Annotated in this window: 17 protein-coding genes; all 17 read left to right on the top strand. The window is 70.8% G+C overall.

The features are described 5' to 3' along the window. Positions 1-198 precede the first annotated feature (198 nt). On the top strand, positions 199-1,185 hold the full coding sequence (thiD, locus tag VJ693_RS05280) for a bifunctional hydroxymethylpyrimidine kinase/phosphomethylpyrimidine kinase (RefSeq protein WP_414652232.1): 987 nt from the start codon (positions 199-201) through the stop codon (positions 1,183-1,185). Continuing rightward, the gene (gene hemL / locus VJ693_RS05275; RefSeq protein WP_414652231.1) at positions 1,082-2,482 is read left to right on the top strand and encodes a glutamate-1-semialdehyde 2,1-aminomutase; all 1,401 of its coding nucleotides are present in this window, start codon (positions 1,082-1,084) and stop codon (positions 2,480-2,482) included. The genes thiD and hemL overlap by 104 nt, the downstream gene beginning before the upstream one ends. 65 nt (positions 2,483-2,547) lie before the next feature. Further along, the gene (mpl, locus tag VJ693_RS05270) at positions 2,548-3,912 is read left to right on the top strand and encodes a UDP-N-acetylmuramate:L-alanyl-gamma-D-glutamyl-meso-diaminopimelate ligase (RefSeq protein ID WP_324152450.1); all 1,365 of its coding nucleotides are present in this window, start codon (positions 2,548-2,550) and stop codon (positions 3,910-3,912) included. Then, positions 3,909-4,511, top strand: a complete 603-nt coding sequence (locus VJ693_RS05265) for a YqiA/YcfP family alpha/beta fold hydrolase (protein WP_324152444.1) — start codon at positions 3,909-3,911, stop codon at positions 4,509-4,511. The genes mpl and VJ693_RS05265 overlap by 4 nt, the downstream gene beginning before the upstream one ends. Further along, positions 4,508-5,248 carry a 3-oxoacyl-ACP reductase FabG gene (gene fabG / locus VJ693_RS05260; RefSeq protein WP_324152443.1) on the top strand — a complete coding sequence of 247 codons (741 nt, stop codon included), beginning with the start codon at positions 4,508-4,510 and terminating at the stop codon, positions 5,246-5,248. Before VJ693_RS05265 ends, fabG begins: the two co-directional genes overlap by 4 nt. Positions 5,249-5,372: 124 nt before the next feature. Continuing rightward, positions 5,373-6,812: a hypothetical protein gene (locus tag VJ693_RS05255; RefSeq protein WP_324152442.1), complete on the top strand. Its 1,440-nt coding sequence runs from the start codon at positions 5,373-5,375 to the stop codon at positions 6,810-6,812. An 81-nt stretch (positions 6,813-6,893) separates the two neighbouring features. Beyond that, positions 6,894-7,997 carry a PLP-dependent cysteine synthase family protein gene (locus VJ693_RS05250; protein ID WP_324152441.1) on the top strand — a complete coding sequence of 368 codons (1,104 nt, stop codon included), beginning with the start codon at positions 6,894-6,896 and terminating at the stop codon, positions 7,995-7,997. Continuing rightward, positions 7,997-10,054 carry a ribonuclease catalytic domain-containing protein gene (locus tag VJ693_RS05245; protein ID WP_324152449.1) on the top strand — a complete coding sequence of 686 codons (2,058 nt, stop codon included), beginning with the start codon at positions 7,997-7,999 and terminating at the stop codon, positions 10,052-10,054. The genes VJ693_RS05250 and VJ693_RS05245 overlap by 1 nt, the downstream gene beginning before the upstream one ends. Positions 10,055-10,057: 3 nt before the next feature. After that, on the top strand, positions 10,058-10,933 hold the full coding sequence (locus VJ693_RS05240; protein WP_324152440.1) for an energy transducer TonB: 876 nt from the start codon (positions 10,058-10,060) through the stop codon (positions 10,931-10,933). Between the two features lie 8 nt (positions 10,934-10,941). Beyond that, on the top strand, positions 10,942-11,802 hold the full coding sequence (gene aroE, locus VJ693_RS05235) for a shikimate dehydrogenase (protein WP_324152439.1): 861 nt from the start codon (positions 10,942-10,944) through the stop codon (positions 11,800-11,802). After that, entirely contained in the window at positions 11,799-12,602 is an 804-nt protein-coding gene (locus VJ693_RS05230) for a transglycosylase domain-containing protein (protein ID WP_324152437.1), read from the top strand. The genes aroE and VJ693_RS05230 overlap by 4 nt, the downstream gene beginning before the upstream one ends. Before the next feature lie 5 nt (positions 12,603-12,607). Continuing rightward, positions 12,608-13,219 carry a hypothetical protein gene (locus VJ693_RS05225; RefSeq protein ID WP_324152435.1) on the top strand — a complete coding sequence of 204 codons (612 nt, stop codon included), beginning with the start codon at positions 12,608-12,610 and terminating at the stop codon, positions 13,217-13,219. After that, positions 13,216-13,749, top strand: a complete 534-nt coding sequence (locus VJ693_RS05220; RefSeq protein ID WP_324152434.1) for a TlpA disulfide reductase family protein — start codon at positions 13,216-13,218, stop codon at positions 13,747-13,749. The genes VJ693_RS05225 and VJ693_RS05220 overlap by 4 nt, the downstream gene beginning before the upstream one ends. Positions 13,750-14,116: 367 nt before the next feature. Beyond that, a complete protein-coding gene (gene accB / locus VJ693_RS05215; protein ID WP_324152433.1) occupies positions 14,117-14,575 on the top strand; it encodes an acetyl-CoA carboxylase biotin carboxyl carrier protein in 459 nt (152 codons plus the stop codon). 15 nt (positions 14,576-14,590) lie between these two features. Beyond that, positions 14,591-15,940 carry an acetyl-CoA carboxylase biotin carboxylase subunit gene (gene accC, locus VJ693_RS05210; protein WP_324152432.1) on the top strand — a complete coding sequence of 450 codons (1,350 nt, stop codon included), beginning with the start codon at positions 14,591-14,593 and terminating at the stop codon, positions 15,938-15,940. A gap of 126 nt (positions 15,941-16,066) precedes the next feature. Then, a complete protein-coding gene (gene prmA / locus VJ693_RS05205) occupies positions 16,067-16,960 on the top strand; it encodes a 50S ribosomal protein L11 methyltransferase (protein ID WP_324152448.1) in 894 nt (297 codons plus the stop codon). A gap of 151 nt (positions 16,961-17,111) precedes the next feature. Beyond that, positions 17,112-18,323: a DUF3426 domain-containing protein gene (locus VJ693_RS05200; protein ID WP_324152431.1), complete on the top strand. Its 1,212-nt coding sequence runs from the start codon at positions 17,112-17,114 to the stop codon at positions 18,321-18,323. The last annotated feature ends 107 nt before the right edge of the window (positions 18,324-18,430 follow it).

The raw sequence follows: 18,430 nt of genomic DNA, 5'->3' as shown, positions 1-18,430 counted from the left end.
CCGCAGATCAGGCACATCCAGGTGCGCGGTTCACTCACGTCGACACGCATCGCTCACTACAATGACAAATCATTGTATCCACCCGTTTTGGCCAAAAGCCAAGGCTGCGTAGGCACCTACGCAACATTCTTCACAATCCCCTAGAGGTCAGTCTTCGCTGTGAAGACTGGCCCGAACGACGGACACTCCCGCTCATTCATGGCCTCCGATCTGCCCAAGGGCAGCACCCCGAGCGACGTCGACGACGGCGCAGCACAAGAGAGCAGCGCCCCGAGTTGCGTCATGACCTTCAATGCCGCCGACCCCAGCGGTGCCGGTGGCACCGCGGGCGATGTCGCGACGTTGGCGGCGATGGGTGCCCACGCCCTGCCGGTGACCACCGCCTTGCTGATGCGCGACAGCGCCGAGGTGTTCGATCAGCATGCCATTGACGCCGAAGCCATCGCCGAGCAGGCGCGCACCGTGCTCGAGGACATCACGGTCGCCGGCTGGAAGGTCGGGTTCCTCGGCAGCGCCGAGGGCGTGAGCGCGGTCGCCGAGGTGCTGTCGGACTATCCCGACATCCCCCTGGTGTCGTATCTGCCGAACCTTGGCTGGCTCGACGACGACATGGCATCGCAATACCTGGAATCCTTTCGCGAGCTCATCCTCCCGGCCACCGAGGTGCTGGTCGGCAACCACAAGACGCTGACCGACTTCCTGCTGCCCGACTGGGATTCCGACCGCCCGGCTTCGCCGCGCGAACTGGCGGTGGCCGCCGCCGAGCACGGCACGCGTTATGTGCTGGTGACCGGCGTGATGCTGCCGGCCAAGGGCACGACCGGGCAGTTCATCGACAACGTGCTGGCCTCGGCCCAGGGCGCGTTGACCGGTGAGAAGTTCGAGCTGTTCGAAGTGAGCTTCGTGGGCGCCGGCGACACCCTGGCCGCTGCGCTGGCCTCGCTGCTGGCCGTGGGCAGCGAGTTGCAGGCCGCCGTCGGCGAGGCGCTGCAGTTCCTCGACCAGAGCCTGGACGCCGGCTTCCGGCCCGGCATGGGCAACATCATCCCCGATCGCTTCTTCTGGGCCCTGCCGCCCGAGGATGGCGAGAACCCCGAACTGGCCGAAGGCGGCGAACCCGAGACCGACGGGGCCGCACCGAACGAGCCGCTCACCCCGCCCGGAGGCTCGCGCCGTGTCCATTGATTCGTCTTCCCGCAACGCCGCGCTGTTCGAGCGCGCCCAGCTCAGCATCCCGGGGGGCGTCAATTCGCCCGTGCGGGCCTTTCGCGCCGTCGGTGGCACGCCGCGCTTCATCGCCCGCGCCGCAGGCGCCTACATGTGGGACGCCGAGGGCACGAAGTACATCGACTACATCGGCTCCTGGGGACCGATGATCCTCGGCCACGGCCACCCGGCCGTGCTGGACGCGGTGCTGAAGGCCGCCCACGACGGCTTCAGCTTCGGCGCGCCGACCGAAGCCGAGGTCGAGCTGGCCGAAGAGATCATCCGCCACGTCCCGAGCATCGAGCAGGTGCGCCTGGTCAGCTCGGGCACCGAGGCGGCGATGAGCGCCATCCGCCTCGCGCGCGGCGCGACCGGGCGCTCCAAGCTGATCAAGTTCGAGGGCTGCTACCACGGCCACGCCGATGCGCTGCTGGTCAAGGCGGGCTCGGGCCTGGCGACCTTCGGCCACCCGACATCCGCCGGCGTGCCGCCCGAGGTCGTGCAGCACACGATCGTGCTGCGCTACAACGACATCGAGCAACTCGAGGCCGCATTTGCTGCCCACGGGGCGGACCTGGCCTGCGTGATGATCGAGCCGATCGCCGGCAACATGAACTTCGTCCGCGCGGCGGTGCCCTTCGTCAAGCGCCTGCGCGAGCTGTGTGATCAGCACGGCGCGCTGCTGGTGTTCGACGAGGTGATGACGGGCTTCCGTGTCGCGCTCGGCAGCGCGCAAAGCCTCTACGCCAAGGCGCTGCCCGGCTTCAAGCCCGACATCAGCGTGTTCGGCAAGGTCATCGGCGGCGGCATGCCACTGGCCGCCTTCGGCACGACGCGCAAGATCATGCAGAACCTTGCGCCGCTGGGCCCCGTCTACCAAGCCGGCACCTTGTCGGGCAACCCGGTGGCCACGGCCTGCGGCCTGGCCACGCTGCGCGAGATCGCCAAGCCCGGCTTCTACGAGGCGCTCGGCGCCTCCACCCGCTCGCTGGTGCAGGGCCTGCAGGCAGCGGCCGACGAGGCCGGCGTGCCCTTCTCCTCCGACAGCGAGGGGGGCATGTTCGGCTTCTTCTTCGGCAAGCCGCTGCCGCAGAACTACGACGAGGTGATGGCGACCGACAAGGAGCGCTTCAACCGCTTCTTCCACGCCATGCTGGGCCACGGCGTCTACCTGGCGCCGGCGCTGTACGAGGCCGGCTTCGTCAGCGCCGCCCACACGGCGACCGACATCGCCGCCACCGTGCAAGCCGCGCGTGACGCCCTGCGCGCCGGCTGAACCCGCCTGACCAGCCTGCGGCCCGCCGCGCGCGGGCCGCTGCCCAGAGTTTTTCCTTCGTGGCCATGCATATCCACATCCTCGGCATCTGCGGCACCTTCATGGGTGGCCTGGCCGCGCTGGCGCGCGAAGCCGGGCACCGCGTGACCGGCTGCGACGCCAACGTCTACCCGCCGATGAGCGACCAGCTGGGCGCGCTGGGCATCGAGCTGATCGAGGGCTACGGTGCCGACCAGCTCGAGCTGCAGCCCGACCTGTTCGTGATCGGCAACGTCGTCACGCGCGGTAACCCGCTGATGGAAGCGGTGCTCGACGCCGGTGCCGCCTACACCAGCGGCCCGCAATGGCTGGCCGAACACGTGCTGCACGGCCGCCATGTGCTGGCCGTGGCCGGCACCCACGGCAAGACGACGACGACGGCGATGCTGGCCTGGGTGCTCGACCAGGCCGGGCTGAACCCGGGCTTCCTGGTCGGCGGCGTGCCGCGCAACTTCGGCGTCTCGGCGCGGCTGGGCGAAACCGACGGCGGCACCCCTTTCGTGATCGAGGCCGACGAGTACGACACGGCCTTCTTCGACAAGCGCAGCAAGTTCGTCCACTACCGGCCGCGCACCGCGATCCTGAACAACCTCGAGTACGACCACGCCGACATCTTCCCGGACCTGGCCGCGATCGAGACCCAGTTCCACCACCTGGTGCGCACCGTGCCGTCGCAAGGCCGGCTGGTCGTCAACGCACGCGACGAGGCGCTGCAGCGCGTGCTCGGTCGTGGCTGCTGGAGCGAGGTGCAGCGCTTCGGCTCGCGCAAGGAAGAGCCCGGCGCCTGGCGCGCGCGCGGCGAGCCGCAGGCCTTCGACGTGCTGCGCGGTGCGCTGAAGATCGCGCGTGTCGAGTGGCCCCTGCTGGGCGAGCACAACCAGCTCAATGCGCTGGCCGCGATCGCGGCGGCCGAGCACGTGGGCGTCGCGCCCGAGCAGGCGGCTACCGCGCTGGCCAGCTTCGAGAACGTCAAGCGCCGGCTCGAGCTGCGCGGCGAGGCCGGCGGCGTGAAGGTCTACGACGACTTTGCCCACCACCCGACCGCGATGCGCACCACCGTCAACGGGCTGCGCCGCAAGGTCGGCGCGCAGCGCATCCTGGTCGTGTTCGAGCCGCGCTCGAACACGATGAAGCTCGGCACGATGAAGGCCCAGCTGCCCTGGGCGCTCGAAGAAGCCGACCTCGCGTTCTGCCACCAGGGCAACCTCGGCTGGGACGCGCGCGAGGCGCTGGCGCCGATGGGCGCGCAGGCCCAGGTGGCCGATTCGATCGACGCCCTGGTCGCCGCCGTCGTGAAGGCCGCGAAGCCCGGCGACCACGTGCTGTGCATGAGCAACGGCGGCTTCGGCGGTGTGCACGACAAGCTGCTGGCCGCGCTGGCGGCGAAATGAAGCCCTTGGACAGCGCCACCACCCACGTCCTCTACCTCCACGGCTTTCGGTCGTCGCCACTGTCCACCAAGGCGCAGATGGTCGGCCGCTGGCTGGCCGAGAACCGGCCGGGCGTGCACTTCTGGTGCCCGCAGCTGCCACCCTCGCCGCGCCAGGCGATGGACCTGGTGTTCGCCGGCATTGCCGGCTGGCCGCCTGCCACGATGGCGGCGGTGGGCAGCTCGCTCGGCGGCTTCTACGCCGATGTCGTGGCCGAGGCCACCGGCTGCCGCGCCGTCGTGCTGAACCCGGCCGTCGACCCGGCGCGCGACCTCGCGCATTACATCGGCGAGCAGAGCACCTGGCAGAACCCCGAAGAGCGCTTCTACTTCCGCGCCGAGTACGTCGACGAGCTGCGGGCGATGACGCCGGCCGCGTTGACCCAGCCCGAGCGCTACGCCGCGGTCATCGCCAAGGGTGACGAGCTGCTCGACTGGCGCGAGATGTGCGCGCGCCATGCGGGCGCGACGACGCTGCTGCTCGACGGCAGCGACCACGCCCTGTCCGACTTCGCCGACCAGCTTCCCTTCGTGCTTCGCTTCCTGCGGTTGATCCCATGAGACTGAACGACAAGATCTGCATCGTCACCGGCGCTGCCCAAGGCATCGGCCTGGCCACCGCGCTGAAGTTCGCGCGCGAGGGCGCGACGGTGATCGTCTGCGACATCCGCCCCGAGGCGGTCCAGGCCGCCGTGGCGCAGTGCCGCGCGGCCGGCGGGCGTGCCGAGGGCCACGTGGTCGACGTGACGAAGCGCGAGCAGGTGGATGCGATGGTCGCCACCGTCAAGGCCGCCCACGGCCGCATCGACGTGCTGGTCAACAACGCCGGCATCACCAAGGACGCGCGGCTGCAGAAGATGACCGAGGCCCAGTTCGACGCGGTGATCGACGTGAACCTGCGCGGCGTCTTCCACTGCGCGCAGGCCGTGGCGGACACGATGGTCGAGCAAGGCCGCGGCGTGATCCTGAACGCCTCGTCGGTGGTGGGCATCTACGGCAACTTCGGCCAGACCAACTATGCCGCGGCCAAGTTCGGCGTGATCGGGTTCACCAAGACCTGGAGCCGCGAGCTGGGGCCCAAGGGCGTGCGCGTCAACGCGGTCGCGCCCGGCTTCATCGAGACGCCGATCCTCGCGACCATCCCGGACAAGGTGCTCGACCACATGCGCGAGCAGGTGCCCCTGAAGCGCCTGGGCCGGGCCGACGAGATCGCCAACGTCTACGCCTTCCTGGCGAGCGACGAGGCGAGCTACGTGAACGGCGCGGTGCTGGAAGTCTCGGGCGGCATGACGGTCTGAGCCAGTTCTGCGCCTTGACCTGGCGCAGAACCCGTCGAGACTCGACCCCTAGACTGGTCGAGCACCAGCCCCGCGGCACCGGCGCTGGCGAATCCACCATCTCACGATGACGAGAGGAGTCGCCATGTCCCATGCCCTTGCCCCTGCCTTCGACCTGCCGCGCGCGGCCTGCGGCCGCGCCGCCCTGTCGAGCCTGCTGCTCACCGCCCTGCCCGTGTGCGCAGCCGGCCCGCAGCTGGCCATCGAATTCATCGACTCGCCGGGCACCGCCGCCCACGCCATCAACCGCCGCGGCGATGTCGTCGGCGCGTTCGCCGAGTGGCCCTGCGGTGACCACACCCAGTGCCCCCCGGCCTACCACACCGCCGTGTGGCCCGTTGGTGGCGCCCGGGCCGTGTTGCCGACGATCGGCAACCTGCCGATCTTGCCATCGACCATCGACGACGCGGGCCAGGTCGCCGGCACGCTGAGCGACTTCGCGACCGCCTCGCACGCCGTCGTCTGGGACCGGATCGGCGGCATCTACCAGCTCACCGACCTCGGCACCCTGCCCGGCTACACCGGCGCGGCCGCTGCCGGCATGGATGCCCAGGGTCGCGTGGTCGGCCACGCGTCGGGCCCGGCCGGCTTTCGGCCCTTCGTCTGGACGGCCGCGGGCGGCCTGCTCGACCTGGCCGCGGCCGGTTTCCCGCTCGAGCGGCCGGGCAGCGTCAGCCCCGGGGGCTGGGTCGTCAGCGACGGCCACAGCTATTCGCTCGATGACGTGACGAGCGTCGCCCCGCTGCCGGCCCCACCGCCCGGCTTCTACCCGGCCTACGGCTTCGGCCTGAAGATCAACGACCGGCGCGAGCTCGCCGGGTTCCTGATGACCACGACCGGCCAATCCTTGTCGTACCTGCACCGCTACCGCCCGGCGAACGGCGCGTGGCAGCTTCTGTCGAACAGCCCGAACGGGCATCTGTCGCGCTGGGGCATCGGCAGCCTCGCGACCGACGCGACGGTGTCGGCCACCGTCACCGGTGTCGGCGTGATCGCCGACGGGCCGGATGGCCTGGCTCAGGCGCTGGACACGCGGCTGTCGCCGGCCTACCCGGGTGCCAGCGTCACCATCGGCGGCCCCGCCAATGACCGCGGTGCGATCGCTGCGCTGGCGCTGATCGGCCGCTCGCAGCGCCTGGTGCGCCTGCAGCCGATCACCCCCTGCACCGGCACCTGCCTGCAGGTCAGCCAGTTGGTGATGTCCGGCAAGTTCATCGAGGACCCCGATGCGCCCGGCAGTTGCACGCCCAAGGCACGCAACAAGGTGCGCGCCGTGCTGACGGTGACCGATGCGCTCGGCCAGCCGCAGGCCGGCGTCAAGGTGCGGGGTCGCTTCCTCGACGACTATGACCTGAACCAGCCGGCCGCCGGCAAGACCGGCCCCGACGGCCGACTGGCGCTGCGCCACGAGGGCCCCGCCTGCGTCGGCGCGGTGGCCTTCTTCGTCGATGCGCTGAAGGCGCCGGGGGCCCACTTCGACCGCAGCACCGGCCAGTTGACCGACTACGTGATCCCGCTGCCCTGAGGGCGGCCGCGGTGCAGGCGCCTGCGACAATTTGGCGATGCCCCAATCCACCGCCAACGCCGTCGCCGGCGCCCGCGCCGCATGACACGCACCTGGGTTGCCACCGCGCTGCAGCGCATCGAGGCCGACGCCCGCCGGTCGGCCGACACCCACCTGATCCCGCTGCCGCTGCCGGAGTACCCTGGCGTCGACGTCTACCTGAAGGACGAGTCGACCCACCCTTCCGGTAGCCTGAAGCACCGGCTTGCCCGCTCGCTGTTCCTCTACGGCCTGTGCAACGGCCACATCGGGCCCGGGACGACGATCGTCGAATCCTCGTCGGGCTCGACGGCCATCTCGGAGGCCTATTTCGCCCGCCTGCTGGGCCTGCCCTTCGTCGCCGTCGTGCCGCGCGGCACGGCCGCGGCCAAGCTGGCCGAGATCGCCTTCTTCGGCGGCCGCTGTGTCGAGGTCGAGCCGGGCGAGGTCTATGCCGAGGCCGAGCGCATTGCGCGGGATTGCGGCGGCCACTACATGGACCAGTTCACCTACGCCGAGCGGGCCACCGACTGGCGGGGCAACAACAACATCGCCGAGAGCATCTTCAGCCAGCTGCGCCACGAGCCGCACCTGCTGCCGCGCTGGATCGTAGTCGGCGCCGGCACCGGCGGCACCTCGGCCACGATCGGCCGCTACATCCGCTACCGGCGCGACGCACTGGCCACGACGCAGCTGGTGGTGGTCGACCCCGAGCACTCGGTGTTCTTCGACGCCTTTGCCCAGGGCCGCGGCGACCTGCGCAGCACCCAGCGCGGCCGCATCGAAGGCATCGGCCGGCCGCGCGTCGAGCCCTCGTTCGTGCCGACGGTGATCGACCGCATGCTGCGCGTGCCCGACGCGCGCAGCTTCGCCGCCGCGCTGGCCTTGTCGGCCCGGCTGGGGCGCCGGGTCGGGCCGTCGTCCGGCACCAACCTGGCCGGCGTGCTGCAGCTCGCGCGGGAGATGGCCGAGCGTGGTGAACGCGGCAGCATCGTCTCGCTGATCTGCGATGCGGGCGAGCGCTATGCCGACACCTTGTTCGACCCGGCCTGGCAGCGGGCCCAGGGCCTGGACGCCGAGGCGATCGATGCGACCTGGCGCGCCGCCCCCCCATTGGCCGGGGCGGCCCGGGCCGGCGCGGCCGGGGTGGGACAATCCCGCCCGTGATGTATGCCCTTTTCGATGACGCCGGGAAGTTCCTCGCCGGCCGCGTGATGTCCGAAGCCGACAGCTCGATGCAGATCGAGCTCGATTCGGGCAAGCGTGTGAAGGTGAAGGCGGCCAACGTGCTGCTTCGTTTTGACAAGCCGCAGCCGGCCGAGCTGATCGCCGCCGCCGAGAAGCGCGCGACCGAGATCGACCTCGACCTCGCCTGGGAGTTCGCGCCCGAAGGCGAATTCAGCTTCGTCGAGTTCGCCCGCGACTACTTCGATGCCAAGGCCGGGCCCGAAGCCCAGGCGGCCGCGCTGTTTCGCCTGTTCGAGGCACCGCACTACTTCCGCCGTGCCGGCAAGGGCGTGTTCAAGAAGGCGCCGGAGGAGATCGTCAAGGCCGCCCTGCTGGCGATCGAGCGCAAGAAGCAGCAGGCCGCGCAGATCGAAGGCTGGGCCGCCGAGCTGGTGGCCGGCCAGTGCCCGCCCCCCGTGCGCGAGCAGCTCTACAAGATCCTGTTCAAGCCGGACAAGAACGCCCCCGAGTACAAGGCGGTCGTCGAGGCGGCCAAGCGCAGCCAGCGCGCGCCGCTGGATCTGCTGAAGGCCGCCGGGGCGATCAGCAGCCCCTACCAGTTCCACTGGCGCCGCTTCCTGTTCGAGACCTTCCCGAAGGGCTACGCCTTCCCGCCGCTGGAAGCGCCCGCGGCGCGCGACGAGTTGCCGCGCGCCGACGTGGCGGCCTTCTCGATCGACGACTCGCACACCACCGAGATCGACGACGCGCTGTCGGTGCGCGGCTTGGGGCAAGGCACGGTCACGCTCGGCGTGCACATCGCCGCGCCGGGCCTCGCGATCACGCCCGACTCGGCGCTGGACAAGGTGGCGCGTGAGCGCCTGTCCACCGTCTACATGCCGGGCTACAAGATCACGATGCTGCCCGACGCGGTCGTGCAGGCCTACACGCTGACCGAGGGGCGCGACTGCCCGGCCATCAGCCTGTACGTGACGATCGACGAGGCCACGCTGACGGTACAGGCCAGCGAAACCCGGCTCGAGCGGGTGCCGATCGCCGCCAACCTGCGCCACGACCAGCTCGATGACCGCATCACCGAGGCCAGCCTGCAAGGCGACGCGCCGGCCGACTACCTGTTCGCGCCGGAGCTGGCCTTCTGCTGGCGTCTGGCGCAGTCGTTGAAGGCCGCGCGCGAAGTCGTTCGCGGCAAGCCGGAGAACTTCAACCGCCCCGACTACAACTTCCGCCTCGAAGGCAACGACGCTGAACCCGACGGCAGCGAGACCGTGCGCATCACCGAGCGCCGCCGCGGCGCGCCGCTGGACCTGATCGTCTCCGAAGCGATGATCCTGGCCAACAGCCGCTGGGGCGGCTGGCTGGCCGAGCTCGGGGTGCCGGGCATCTACCGCAGCCAGGCCAGCCTCGCCCCCGGCGTGAAGGTGCGCATGGGCGTGAAGCCGGCGCCGCACGCCGGCATGGGCGTCGCGCAGTACACCTGGGCCACCTCGCCGCTGCGGCGCTACGTGGACCTGGTCAACCAGTGGCAGATCATCGCCTGCGCACGCCACGGCCGCACCGCCGCGCTCGCCGCGCCGTTCAAGCCCAAGGACGCGACGCTGTTCTCGATCATCTCGGCCTTCGACGGCGCCTACAGCGCCTACAACGGCTTCCAGTCGGCGATCGAGCGCTACTGGGCGCTGCGCTTCGTCGAGCAGCAGGGCCTGGCCGAGCTCGACGCCGCGGTGATGAAGGACGGGCTGGTGCGCTGCAACCACCTGCCGCTGGTCTTCCGCGCGCTCGGCACCGAGAGCCTGCCGCGCGGCACGCATGTGCGGGTGCGCGTGACGGGCATCGATCTGCTGACCCTGGACCTGCATGCCAGCCTGGCCGCGCGGCTCGATGACCTGATCGCCGAAGAGGCCGTGGCCGACGAGGAGGCCGAGGCCGAGGAGGCCCCGGCCGGCGCGCTGACGCTCGCGATCGACGTGGCCGACGCAGCCGGTGCCGCGGACACCGCCCAGAGCGACCGAGGCGCCACGCCGCCCGCCGCTGCCTGAGCAATGCGCATCCTGGCGACCCTCAAGGCCCTGCCGCTGACCGCCCTGCACTGGGCGCTGATCGCCTCGGCCGCGTTCCACGGCGTGCTGCTGACGGTGCGCTTCGTCGACCCCGAGGCCTTCAACCGCGTGTTCCAGGACACGCCGCTCGAGGTCGTGCTGGTCAACGCGCGCTCGGACGAGGCGCCGCTGAAGCCGCAGGCCATCGCCCAGGCCAGCCTGGCCGGTGGCGGCGAGGCCGAGAAGGGCCGCGCGACGAGCCCGTTGCCGCCGTCGGCCATCACCGTGGCCGGCGAAGCCGACAGCGACCTCGAGAAGCAGATCCAGCAGATGCAGGCCGCGCAGGAGCAATTGCTCGCCCAGGGCCGCCGCGAGCTCGCGCTGTTGCCGCCGCCGGATCCGTCGCGGCCGCTGTTGACCCAGGAAGACGTCCAGCGCGAAGAGCGACGCCGCCAGCTGCTGCGGCTGCTGGCCGAGATCGAGAAGCGCATTAACACCGAGAACGCCCGGCCGAAGAAGCGCTACATCAGCCCCGCGACGCGTGAAGAGGTCTACGCGATCTACTACGACAAGCTGCGACGCCGGATCGAAGACCGCGGCACGCGCGACTTTCCCGAATACAAGGGCCAGAAGCTGTACGGCGAGTTGACGATGAACCTGACCATCGACGCCCGCGGCCGGGTCATCGATGCCGAGGTGCTGCAGCCCTCACGCTCGCCGCAGCTCGACCGCCGCGCCATCGCGATCGCCTACGCTGCCGGCCCGTTCGGCCCGTTCAGCGACGCGATGCGCCACCAGGCCGACCAGATCGTCGTTACCTCGCGCTTCCGTTTCACCCGGACCGACGGGCTGGAGACGACGCTCAGCACCGCGCCCTGATCGCCACCATGCCCGCCTCCGCCCCGGACCGCTATGCCGTGATCGGCCACCCGGTCGCCCACAGCCGCTCGCCGTTCATCCACGCTGCTTTCGCCGCGCAGACCGGGCAGGCGCTGGTGTACGAGCGCGTGCTCGCACCGCTCGACGGCTTCGAAGCGACGCTGCGCGCGTTCGCGGCCGAAGGCGGGCGCGGCTGCAACGTCACGGTGCCGTTCAAGTTCGAGGCCTTCCGCCTCTGCGCCCGCCACAGCGAACGCGCCGTGCTCGCCGAGGCCGTCAACACCGTGCGCTTCGATGCCGACGGCTGGTTCGGCGACAACACCGATGGCGTGGGCCTGCTCGCCGACATCGTGCACAGCGCCGGGCAGCCGGTGGCGGGGCGGCGCGTGCTGCTGGTCGGCGCCGGCGGCGCCGCAGCCGGCGTGCTCGGGCCGCTGCTCGAAGCGAAGCCCGCCGAGGTCGTGGTCGCCAATCGCACGGTCGAGCGGGCACGCCAGCTGTGCGAGCGGCATCGGCGGTTCGCGCAACGGCACGGCGCCGCGCTGGCTGCCCGCGGGCTCGATGACCCGGGCCGCGGCTTCGAGCTGGTGATCAACGCCAGCGCGAGCAGCCTGGAGGGTCAGGCCGCGCCGGTGCCTCCGCGGGTGCTGGCGCCAGGTGCCCTGGTGGTGGACCTGATGTACGGCCCGGCCGCGGCCGGCTTCCTGCGCTGGGCGGAATCGCACGGCGCCCGCGCGCGCGACGGCCTGGGCATGCTGGTCGAACAGGCCGCCGAGGCCTTCGCGCTGTGGCGCGGTGTGCGGCCGCTGACCGCGCCGGTGCTCGCCGCGCTGCGCGCCCAACTCGCCGCCGAGGCGGCCGCGCGATGAACAAGCGGCTCCAGGACTCCGGCCGCCAGGTGGCCCGGCTGATCGGGCTGATCGTGCTGTGCCTCGTGGCGCTGCAGCTGTACTTTCTTGCCCGCATCGCGCTGATGGTGGTGATCGCCCCCGAATCGACGGCTTTCCAGCGCAGCGAGATCTGGCGCCTGGCGGTCGACAAGCACGAGATCCTGTGGAGCCAGCAGTGGGTGCCCGATGAACGCATCTCGTCCCACCTCAAGCGCGCGGTGATCGCCAGCGAAGATGCCGGCTTCGCCGACCACAGCGGCGTCGAGTGGGACGCCATCGAGGCCGCCTGGGAGAAGAACCAGAAGGCCGAGGCGCGCGCCGAGCGCATCAACCAGCAGCTCGACAAGCGCGAGGCCCGGCGGGCGCAGAGCGGCAAGGCGCCGCCCAAGCCGGCACCGCATGTGGCCCCCAAGCTCATCGGCGGCTCGACGATCACCCAGCAGTTGGCCAAGAACCTGTTCCTGTCCGCCGAGCGCACCGCGGCGCGCAAGGCGCAGGAGATCGTCATCGCCTACCTGCTCGAGGCCGTGCTCGACAAGCGACGCATCCTCGAGATCTACCTGAACAGCGTCGAGTGGGGTGAAGGCATCTTCGGCGCCCAGGCCGCGGCGCGGCACTATTTCAGGGTCGACGCCGCGCAGCTCGGCGCCTACCCGGCGGCGCGCCTGGCGGTGATGCTGCCGGCGCCCAAGCGCTTCGAGAAAAACCCCGGCTCGGCCTATGTCAGCGGCCGGGCTGGCACCATCGTGGCCCGGATGGGCGGCGTCGAGCTGCCCTGATCTTCATGGCCGCCAGCGACACCCTCACCGCCGAACTCTGCGCCCGAGCCGCCCGGCTGGTCGTCGAGGAGGGGCTGGACTATGCCGGCGCGAAGCGGCGCGCGCTGCGCGAACTCGGCCCGCAGGCCGGGCGCGGCGCGGTGCTGCCGCCCAACGAGCTGGTCGAAGACGCGGTGCGGGAGCACCTGGCGCTGTTCCATGCCGACACCCAGCCCGCCGAGCTGCAGGCCTTGCGCCGCCTCGCCCTGCGCTGGATGGAGCGCCTGGCCGAGTTCCGCCCGCACCTGGGTGGCGCGGTCTGGCGCGGCACCGCGACCCGGCTGTCGTCGATCTTCATCGACCTGTATTGCGACGACCCGAAAGCGGCCGAGATCGGCTTCCTGAACGAAAGCATTCCATTCGACAGCCACAGCGAGCCGGGCCACGACGAGGAGACCGTCTTGACGGTCCAGGCCCGCAGCCCCGAGTTGGGAGAGATGGTGAGCATCCACTTTCTGGTCCATGACCACGACGAACTGCGCGGAGCGCTGAAACCCGACGCGCGCGGCCAGACCTGGCGCGGCGACCTGCCTGCCTTGCGCCAGCGCCTGGCGAACGACGAGGGGGCACACCGATGACCCCGTGGGCTCGACGCGGGCTGCTGGCGGCCGCCGGCGTGGGCGCGCTGGCCGCCGGCTTCGGTTGGCGTGCGTGGCAGCTCGCCGGTCGGCCGGAAGGCGATGCCGACGACACCTTCGAGGATTTCTGGGCGCTCGAGCTGCCCACACCGAGCGGCGCCGGCATGGCGCTGAAAGCACTGCGCGGCCGTCCGCTGATCGTCAACTTCTGGGCCAGCTGGTGCCCCCCATGTGTCAAGGAGATGCCGGATCTGGACCGCTTCGCGCGCCACTTCGCGCCTCAGGGTTGGCAGGTGCTGGGCATCGCGATCGACCAGGCCGAGCCGGTCCGGCGCTTTCTGCATGAGACGCCGGTGAGTTTTCCGGTCGTGCTGGCGGGCACCGAGGGCCTGAGCTGGGTGCGCCGGCTCGGCAACCCGGCCGGCGGGCTGCCGTTCAGCGTGCAGATGTCGGCCGAAGGGCGCGCGCTGCGGCGCAAACTCGGCGCGACCACCTTCGACGAACTGAGCCGCTGGGCTCCCGGCCCCTGACGTAATGGCCTGGTTGCCATTGCGGTAAGCAGCTGTCAATAGGTTGGCCGGCACTTTATTTCGAGGCTACTTGCCCCGAACGGCGCCAAAAATCGCCCAATGGGCGTAAAGTTCGCGGTCTTTCAAACGGCCAGGCGGCCACCGAGGCCGCCGACGCAAGCCAGGAATGTCTGTTCTTGACCTTTGTGTGCCGAATCCAAGTCCGTTGGGCGCCCGCAAGAGTTTCGGGCATGATTCGGCCTCTTCGCCGACGATCGGCGCTGATGGTGTGCCGATCGGCGCAAACTCTACTCGCTGACCGCAGCCTCGTTGCGTCTCGCCTCCCCGGCGGCAATCGCGTCGAAATTTCTCCCGGAGACTGAACCCCATGGACCTGCGCAAGCTCAAGACCCTGATCGATCTCGTATCGGACTCGAACATCACCGAACTGGAGATCACCGAGGACGACGGCAAGGTTCGCATCGTCAAGGCCGGCGCCACCGTGATGGCCGCCCCCGCACCGGCCATGCCCGTCGCGGCACCGATGATGGCCGCACCGGCACCGGCCCAGCCCAGCGCGCCGGTGGCCCCGCCGGCACCGGTCGCACCGGCCGGCCACCTCGTCAAGTCGCCGATGGTCGGCACCTTCTACGCCTCGTCGACACCGGGCGGCAAGCCCTTGGTCGAGGTCGGCTCGGTCGTGAAGGAAGGTGACCCCGTCTGCATCATCGAGGCCATGAAGATCATGAATGAGATCGAAGCCGACAAGGCCGGCACGATCACCCAGGTGCTGGCCCAGAACGGCCAGGCCGTCGAGTTCGGCCAACCGCTGTTCGTGATCGAGTAAGGCGGGCTGCCAGCCATGTTCAAGAAGATTCTCATCGCCAACCGAGGCGAAATCGCCCTGCGCATCCAGCGGGCGTGCCGCGAGATGGGCATCAAGTCGGTCGTCGTCTACTCCGAGGCCGACCGGGATGCGAAGTACGTCCGGCTGGCCGAAGAGGCCGTCTGCATCGGGCCGGCCGCATCCAGCCACAGCTACCTCAACATGCCGGCGATCATCTCGACCGCCGAGGTGACGGACGCCGAGGCCATCCACCCGGGCTACGGCTTCCTGTCGGAGAACGCCGATTTCGCCGAGCGCGTCGAGCAAAGCGGCTTCACCTTCATCGGCCCGACGCCCGAGTCGATCCGCATGATGGGTGACAAGGTGTCGGCCAAGCAGGCGATGATCAAGTCCGGCGTGCCCTGCGTGCCGGGCTCGGAAGGTGCCCTGCCCGAGGACCCGAAGGAGATCATCCGCATCGCGCGGGCGGTCGGCTACCCGGTCATCATCAAGGCGGCCGGCGGCGGCGGCGGGCGCGGCATGCGCGTCGTCCACACCGAGGCGGCCCTCATCCACGCGGTGCAGACGACCCGGGCCGAGGCCGGGGCGGCGTTCAACAATCCGGCGGTCTACATGGAGAAGTTCCTCGAGAACCCGCGCCATGTCGAGATCCAGATCCTCGCCGACGAGCACAAGAACGCCGTCTGGCTGGGCGAGCGCGACTGCTCGATGCAGCGGCGCCACCAGAAGATCATCGAGGAGGCACCGGCGCCGGGCATCCCGCGCCGCGTGATCGAGAAGGTCGGCGAGCGCTGCGCCGCCGCCTGCAAGCGCATCGGCTACCGCGGCGCCGGCACCTTCGAGTTCCTCTACGAGAACGGTGAGTTCTACTTCATCGAGATGAACACGCGGGTGCAGGTCGAGCACCCGGTGACCGAGATGGTGACCGGCATCGACATCGTGCAGATGCAGATCCGCGTTGCCGCCGGCGAGAAGCTGCCGTTCACGCAGCGCCAGATCGAGATGCGCGGCCATGCGATCGAGTGCCGCATCAACGCCGAAGACCCCTACAAGTTCTTCCCGTCGCCGGGCCGCATCACCCTGTGGCACGCGCCGGGCGGCCCCGGCGTGCGCGTCGATTCGCACGCCTACACCAACTACTTCGTGCCGCCCAACTACGACTCGATGATCGGCAAGATCATCGTGCACGGCGACACGCGCGATCAGGCGCTGGCGCGCATGCGCACCGCGCTGCTGGAGACCGTGGTCGAGGGCATCCAGACCAACATCCCGCTGCATCGCGAGCTGATGCTCGACGCCAAGTTCATCGCCGGCGGCACGAGCATCCACTACCTCGAAGGTTGGCTGGCCGAGCATCGGAGATGATGGCCCACCCCCGAAGCGCCTTCGGCGCCTCCCCCTCAAGGGGGCGCCGCTGGTGGACCGGCAGAGCCGGATCCACGGCGGCCGCTGGGTTCGCTCGCGCTGCTGCAGGGGAGAACTGCTGTGTCCATGTTTGAGCTGGTCCTCAGTGCGCCGCAGGCGCTGGTGGAGCCGGTGTCGGATGCGCTGATGGACGAGCTCGGCGCGCTGTCGGTCTCGGTCGAAGACGCCGACGCCGACACCGATGCCGAGCGCGCTCTCTTCGGCGAGCCCGGCATGCCGGCGCCGCAGCCCGGATGGGAGCGCTCGACGCTGAAGGCGCTGTTCGACAGCGAGGCCGCCGCCACCGATGCGATGACGCTGCTGCTCGCGCAGGATTGGGCCACCGGCGTCGCGGTGCAGAGCCTGCAGGCGGTCGAAGAGCAGGATTGGGTCCGGCTGACCCAGTCGCAGTTCACGCCGGTCGAGATCACGCCGAGTTTCTGGATCGTGCCGAGCTGGCACGAGCCGCCCGCGGCGGCCACCCGCGTGATCCGGCTCGACCCGGGCCTGGCCTTCGGCACCGGCACCCACCCGACCACGCGCATGTGCCTGCGCTGGATCGCCGAGCACGCCTCGGCGATCGCCGGCGCGCGCGTGCTCGACTACGGCTGCGGCTCGGGCATCCTCGCCATCGGTGCCTCGCTGCACGGCGCCGCCGAGGTCGACGCGGTCGACATCGACCCGGCGGCCGTCGAGGCCACGCGGCACAACGCCGCGGCCAACGGCGTCACGCTGCGCGCCGGGCTGGCCGAGCTGGTGGACCCGCCGCAAGGCCGCTACGACATCGTGCTCGCGAACATCCTCGCGACACCGCTGAAGCTGCTCGCGCCGCTGCTGTGCGGCCACCTGAAGCCCGGCGGCCGGCTCGTGCTGGCCGGCATCCTCGAGCGGCAGGCCGACGAGCTGCGCGCAGCCTACGCGCCCTGGCGCGCGATCGATGTGCTCGATGCCGAGGACGGCTGGATCCTGATGGGGACATGAGCTCCACCCGGCCGCCCGAAGGGGCGAATTCCCTCTCGGAGGGACGGGGCCGCAGGCCCAAGGGTGTGCCCCCCCCACCCTGTCTTCCGGCTCCGCGCACGCCCCCTGGCCAGGCGCCCGGGTCGGGCAGCGGGCTGGCATCATCGCCAGCATGAGCCTCGCCACGCGTTGCCCCGCCTGCAGCACGGTGTTCCGTGTCGTGCAGGACCAGCTCCGTGTATCGGAAGGCTGGGTCCGCTGCGGCCAGTGCCAGGAGGTCTTCAACGCCCTGGAGACGCTGTTCGACCTGGGCGACGCGGATGAAGCCCCGGCGAACGAATCCGGGACGGCCGGTGCCGGTCCCGCGGCGGCCGGGCTCGACGCCGGCGAGGCGCATCTCGGCGAGTTCGTGTCCGAGGGGCCGCTGCCCGAAGACCACTGGAGCCCGAGCCCCGCGCCGGCGCCGGTCGAACGCACGCCGCCGCCCGATGCGCCGGCGATCGAGTCAACGCTCCCGGCGCCGGTGGCACCATCGGCCTCACTGCCTTCGCATGCCGCCGCCCCGCCGACCGCGCCGTCGACCGCCATCGAGGCCGCACCGGACAAGGCCCCTGCGGCCGCCCCGGCCGAGGCGCGGGACCTGCGCCTGCCATCGCCTGTCCCGGAGCCCGTTGCCGAAGCGGACGCCGAAGAGCCGACGCCCTCGCGCTTCATCGGGCCGGTGCCCGACTGGGCGCGCCAGCCCAGCCGTGGCCGCCGCAGCGGCAAGAGCCGGCGCACCCAGGCCAGGCTCGCGGCCGCCACCGGCCATGGCGCGGAAACACCTCACGTCCACGCGCACCAGAGCCCCAGCGCCCATCGGCGCCGGCGCAAGCCCGATTTCGTCCGCCAGGCCGAGCGTGCGGCGCTGTGGCGACGGCCGGCCATCCGCGCCGTGCTCGGCAGCGCCGCCGTCGTGCTCGGCGTGATGCTGGTGCTGCAGGTGGCCTACGAGTACCGCGAGCCACTGGCCGCGCAGGTGCCGGCACTCGCCCCCGCGCTGCACGCCGGCTGCGAGCAGCTGGGCTGCCGCATCGGCGCGCCGCGGGCGATCGAGCGCATCCGCCTCGACGCCAGCGACCTGACCCGCACCGAGCAGGCGCAGGTGCTGCGTTTCACCGCCGAGCTGCACAACTCGGCCGATTTCGCCGTGCGCGCGCCGGCGCTCGACCTCAGCTTCACCGATGCCCTCGGCCGCGTCGTCTCGCGCAAGGTGCTGCAGCCGACCGAACTGGGCCTGCGCGGCGAGGCGATCGACGCCGACGCGCAATGGCGCGTCGACGCCCGCCTGGCCGTCGGCGAGCTGCAGATTGCCGGCTACACCGTCGAAGCTTTCTACCCCTGAGGCTGCACGCACCGCGTTGCGTGCGGCCGGCCCGTTCACCCACCCTTCACCCTCGGTACCACCATGGCCTGTCTCGTCAGCGGCTCCCTCGCCTTCGACACGATCAC

Origin of the sequence: Ideonella sp. (assembly GCF_035254525.1) — a bacterium.
In the GTDB taxonomy this organism is placed as follows: Bacteria; Pseudomonadota; Gammaproteobacteria; order Burkholderiales; family Burkholderiaceae_C; genus Ideonella.
The sequence above is the reverse complement of the archived record's forward strand: the minus strand, read 5'-3'. Positions and strand labels throughout refer to the sequence as shown.

Excerpts from the sequence above, each read along its gene's own strand:
- thiD (WP_414652232.1), top strand. The coding sequence starts at position 199 with ATGGCCTCCGATCTGCCCAAGGGCAGCACCCCGAGCGACGTCGACGAC.
- hemL (WP_414652231.1), top strand. The coding sequence starts at position 1,082 with ATGGCGAGAACCCCGAACTGGCCGAAGGCGGCGAACCCGAGACCGACG.
- mpl (WP_324152450.1), top strand. The coding sequence starts at position 2,548 with ATGCATATCCACATCCTCGGCATCTGCGGCACCTTCATGGGTGGCCTG.
- VJ693_RS05265 (WP_324152444.1), top strand. The coding sequence starts at position 3,909 with ATGAAGCCCTTGGACAGCGCCACCACCCACGTCCTCTACCTCCACGGC.
- fabG (WP_324152443.1), top strand. The coding sequence starts at position 4,508 with ATGAGACTGAACGACAAGATCTGCATCGTCACCGGCGCTGCCCAAGGC.
- VJ693_RS05255 (WP_324152442.1), top strand. The coding sequence starts at position 5,373 with ATGTCCCATGCCCTTGCCCCTGCCTTCGACCTGCCGCGCGCGGCCTGC.
- VJ693_RS05250 (WP_324152441.1), top strand. The coding sequence starts at position 6,894 with ATGACACGCACCTGGGTTGCCACCGCGCTGCAGCGCATCGAGGCCGAC.
- VJ693_RS05245 (WP_324152449.1), top strand. The coding sequence starts at position 7,997 with ATGTATGCCCTTTTCGATGACGCCGGGAAGTTCCTCGCCGGCCGCGTG.
- VJ693_RS05240 (WP_324152440.1), top strand. The coding sequence starts at position 10,058 with ATGCGCATCCTGGCGACCCTCAAGGCCCTGCCGCTGACCGCCCTGCAC.
- aroE (WP_324152439.1), top strand. The coding sequence starts at position 10,942 with ATGCCCGCCTCCGCCCCGGACCGCTATGCCGTGATCGGCCACCCGGTC.
- VJ693_RS05230 (WP_324152437.1), top strand. The coding sequence starts at position 11,799 with ATGAACAAGCGGCTCCAGGACTCCGGCCGCCAGGTGGCCCGGCTGATC.
- VJ693_RS05225 (WP_324152435.1), top strand. The coding sequence starts at position 12,608 with ATGGCCGCCAGCGACACCCTCACCGCCGAACTCTGCGCCCGAGCCGCC.
- VJ693_RS05220 (WP_324152434.1), top strand. The coding sequence starts at position 13,216 with ATGACCCCGTGGGCTCGACGCGGGCTGCTGGCGGCCGCCGGCGTGGGC.
- accB (WP_324152433.1), top strand. The coding sequence starts at position 14,117 with ATGGACCTGCGCAAGCTCAAGACCCTGATCGATCTCGTATCGGACTCG.
- accC (WP_324152432.1), top strand. The coding sequence starts at position 14,591 with ATGTTCAAGAAGATTCTCATCGCCAACCGAGGCGAAATCGCCCTGCGC.
- prmA (WP_324152448.1), top strand. The coding sequence starts at position 16,067 with ATGTTTGAGCTGGTCCTCAGTGCGCCGCAGGCGCTGGTGGAGCCGGTG.
- VJ693_RS05200 (WP_324152431.1), top strand. The coding sequence starts at position 17,112 with ATGAGCCTCGCCACGCGTTGCCCCGCCTGCAGCACGGTGTTCCGTGTC.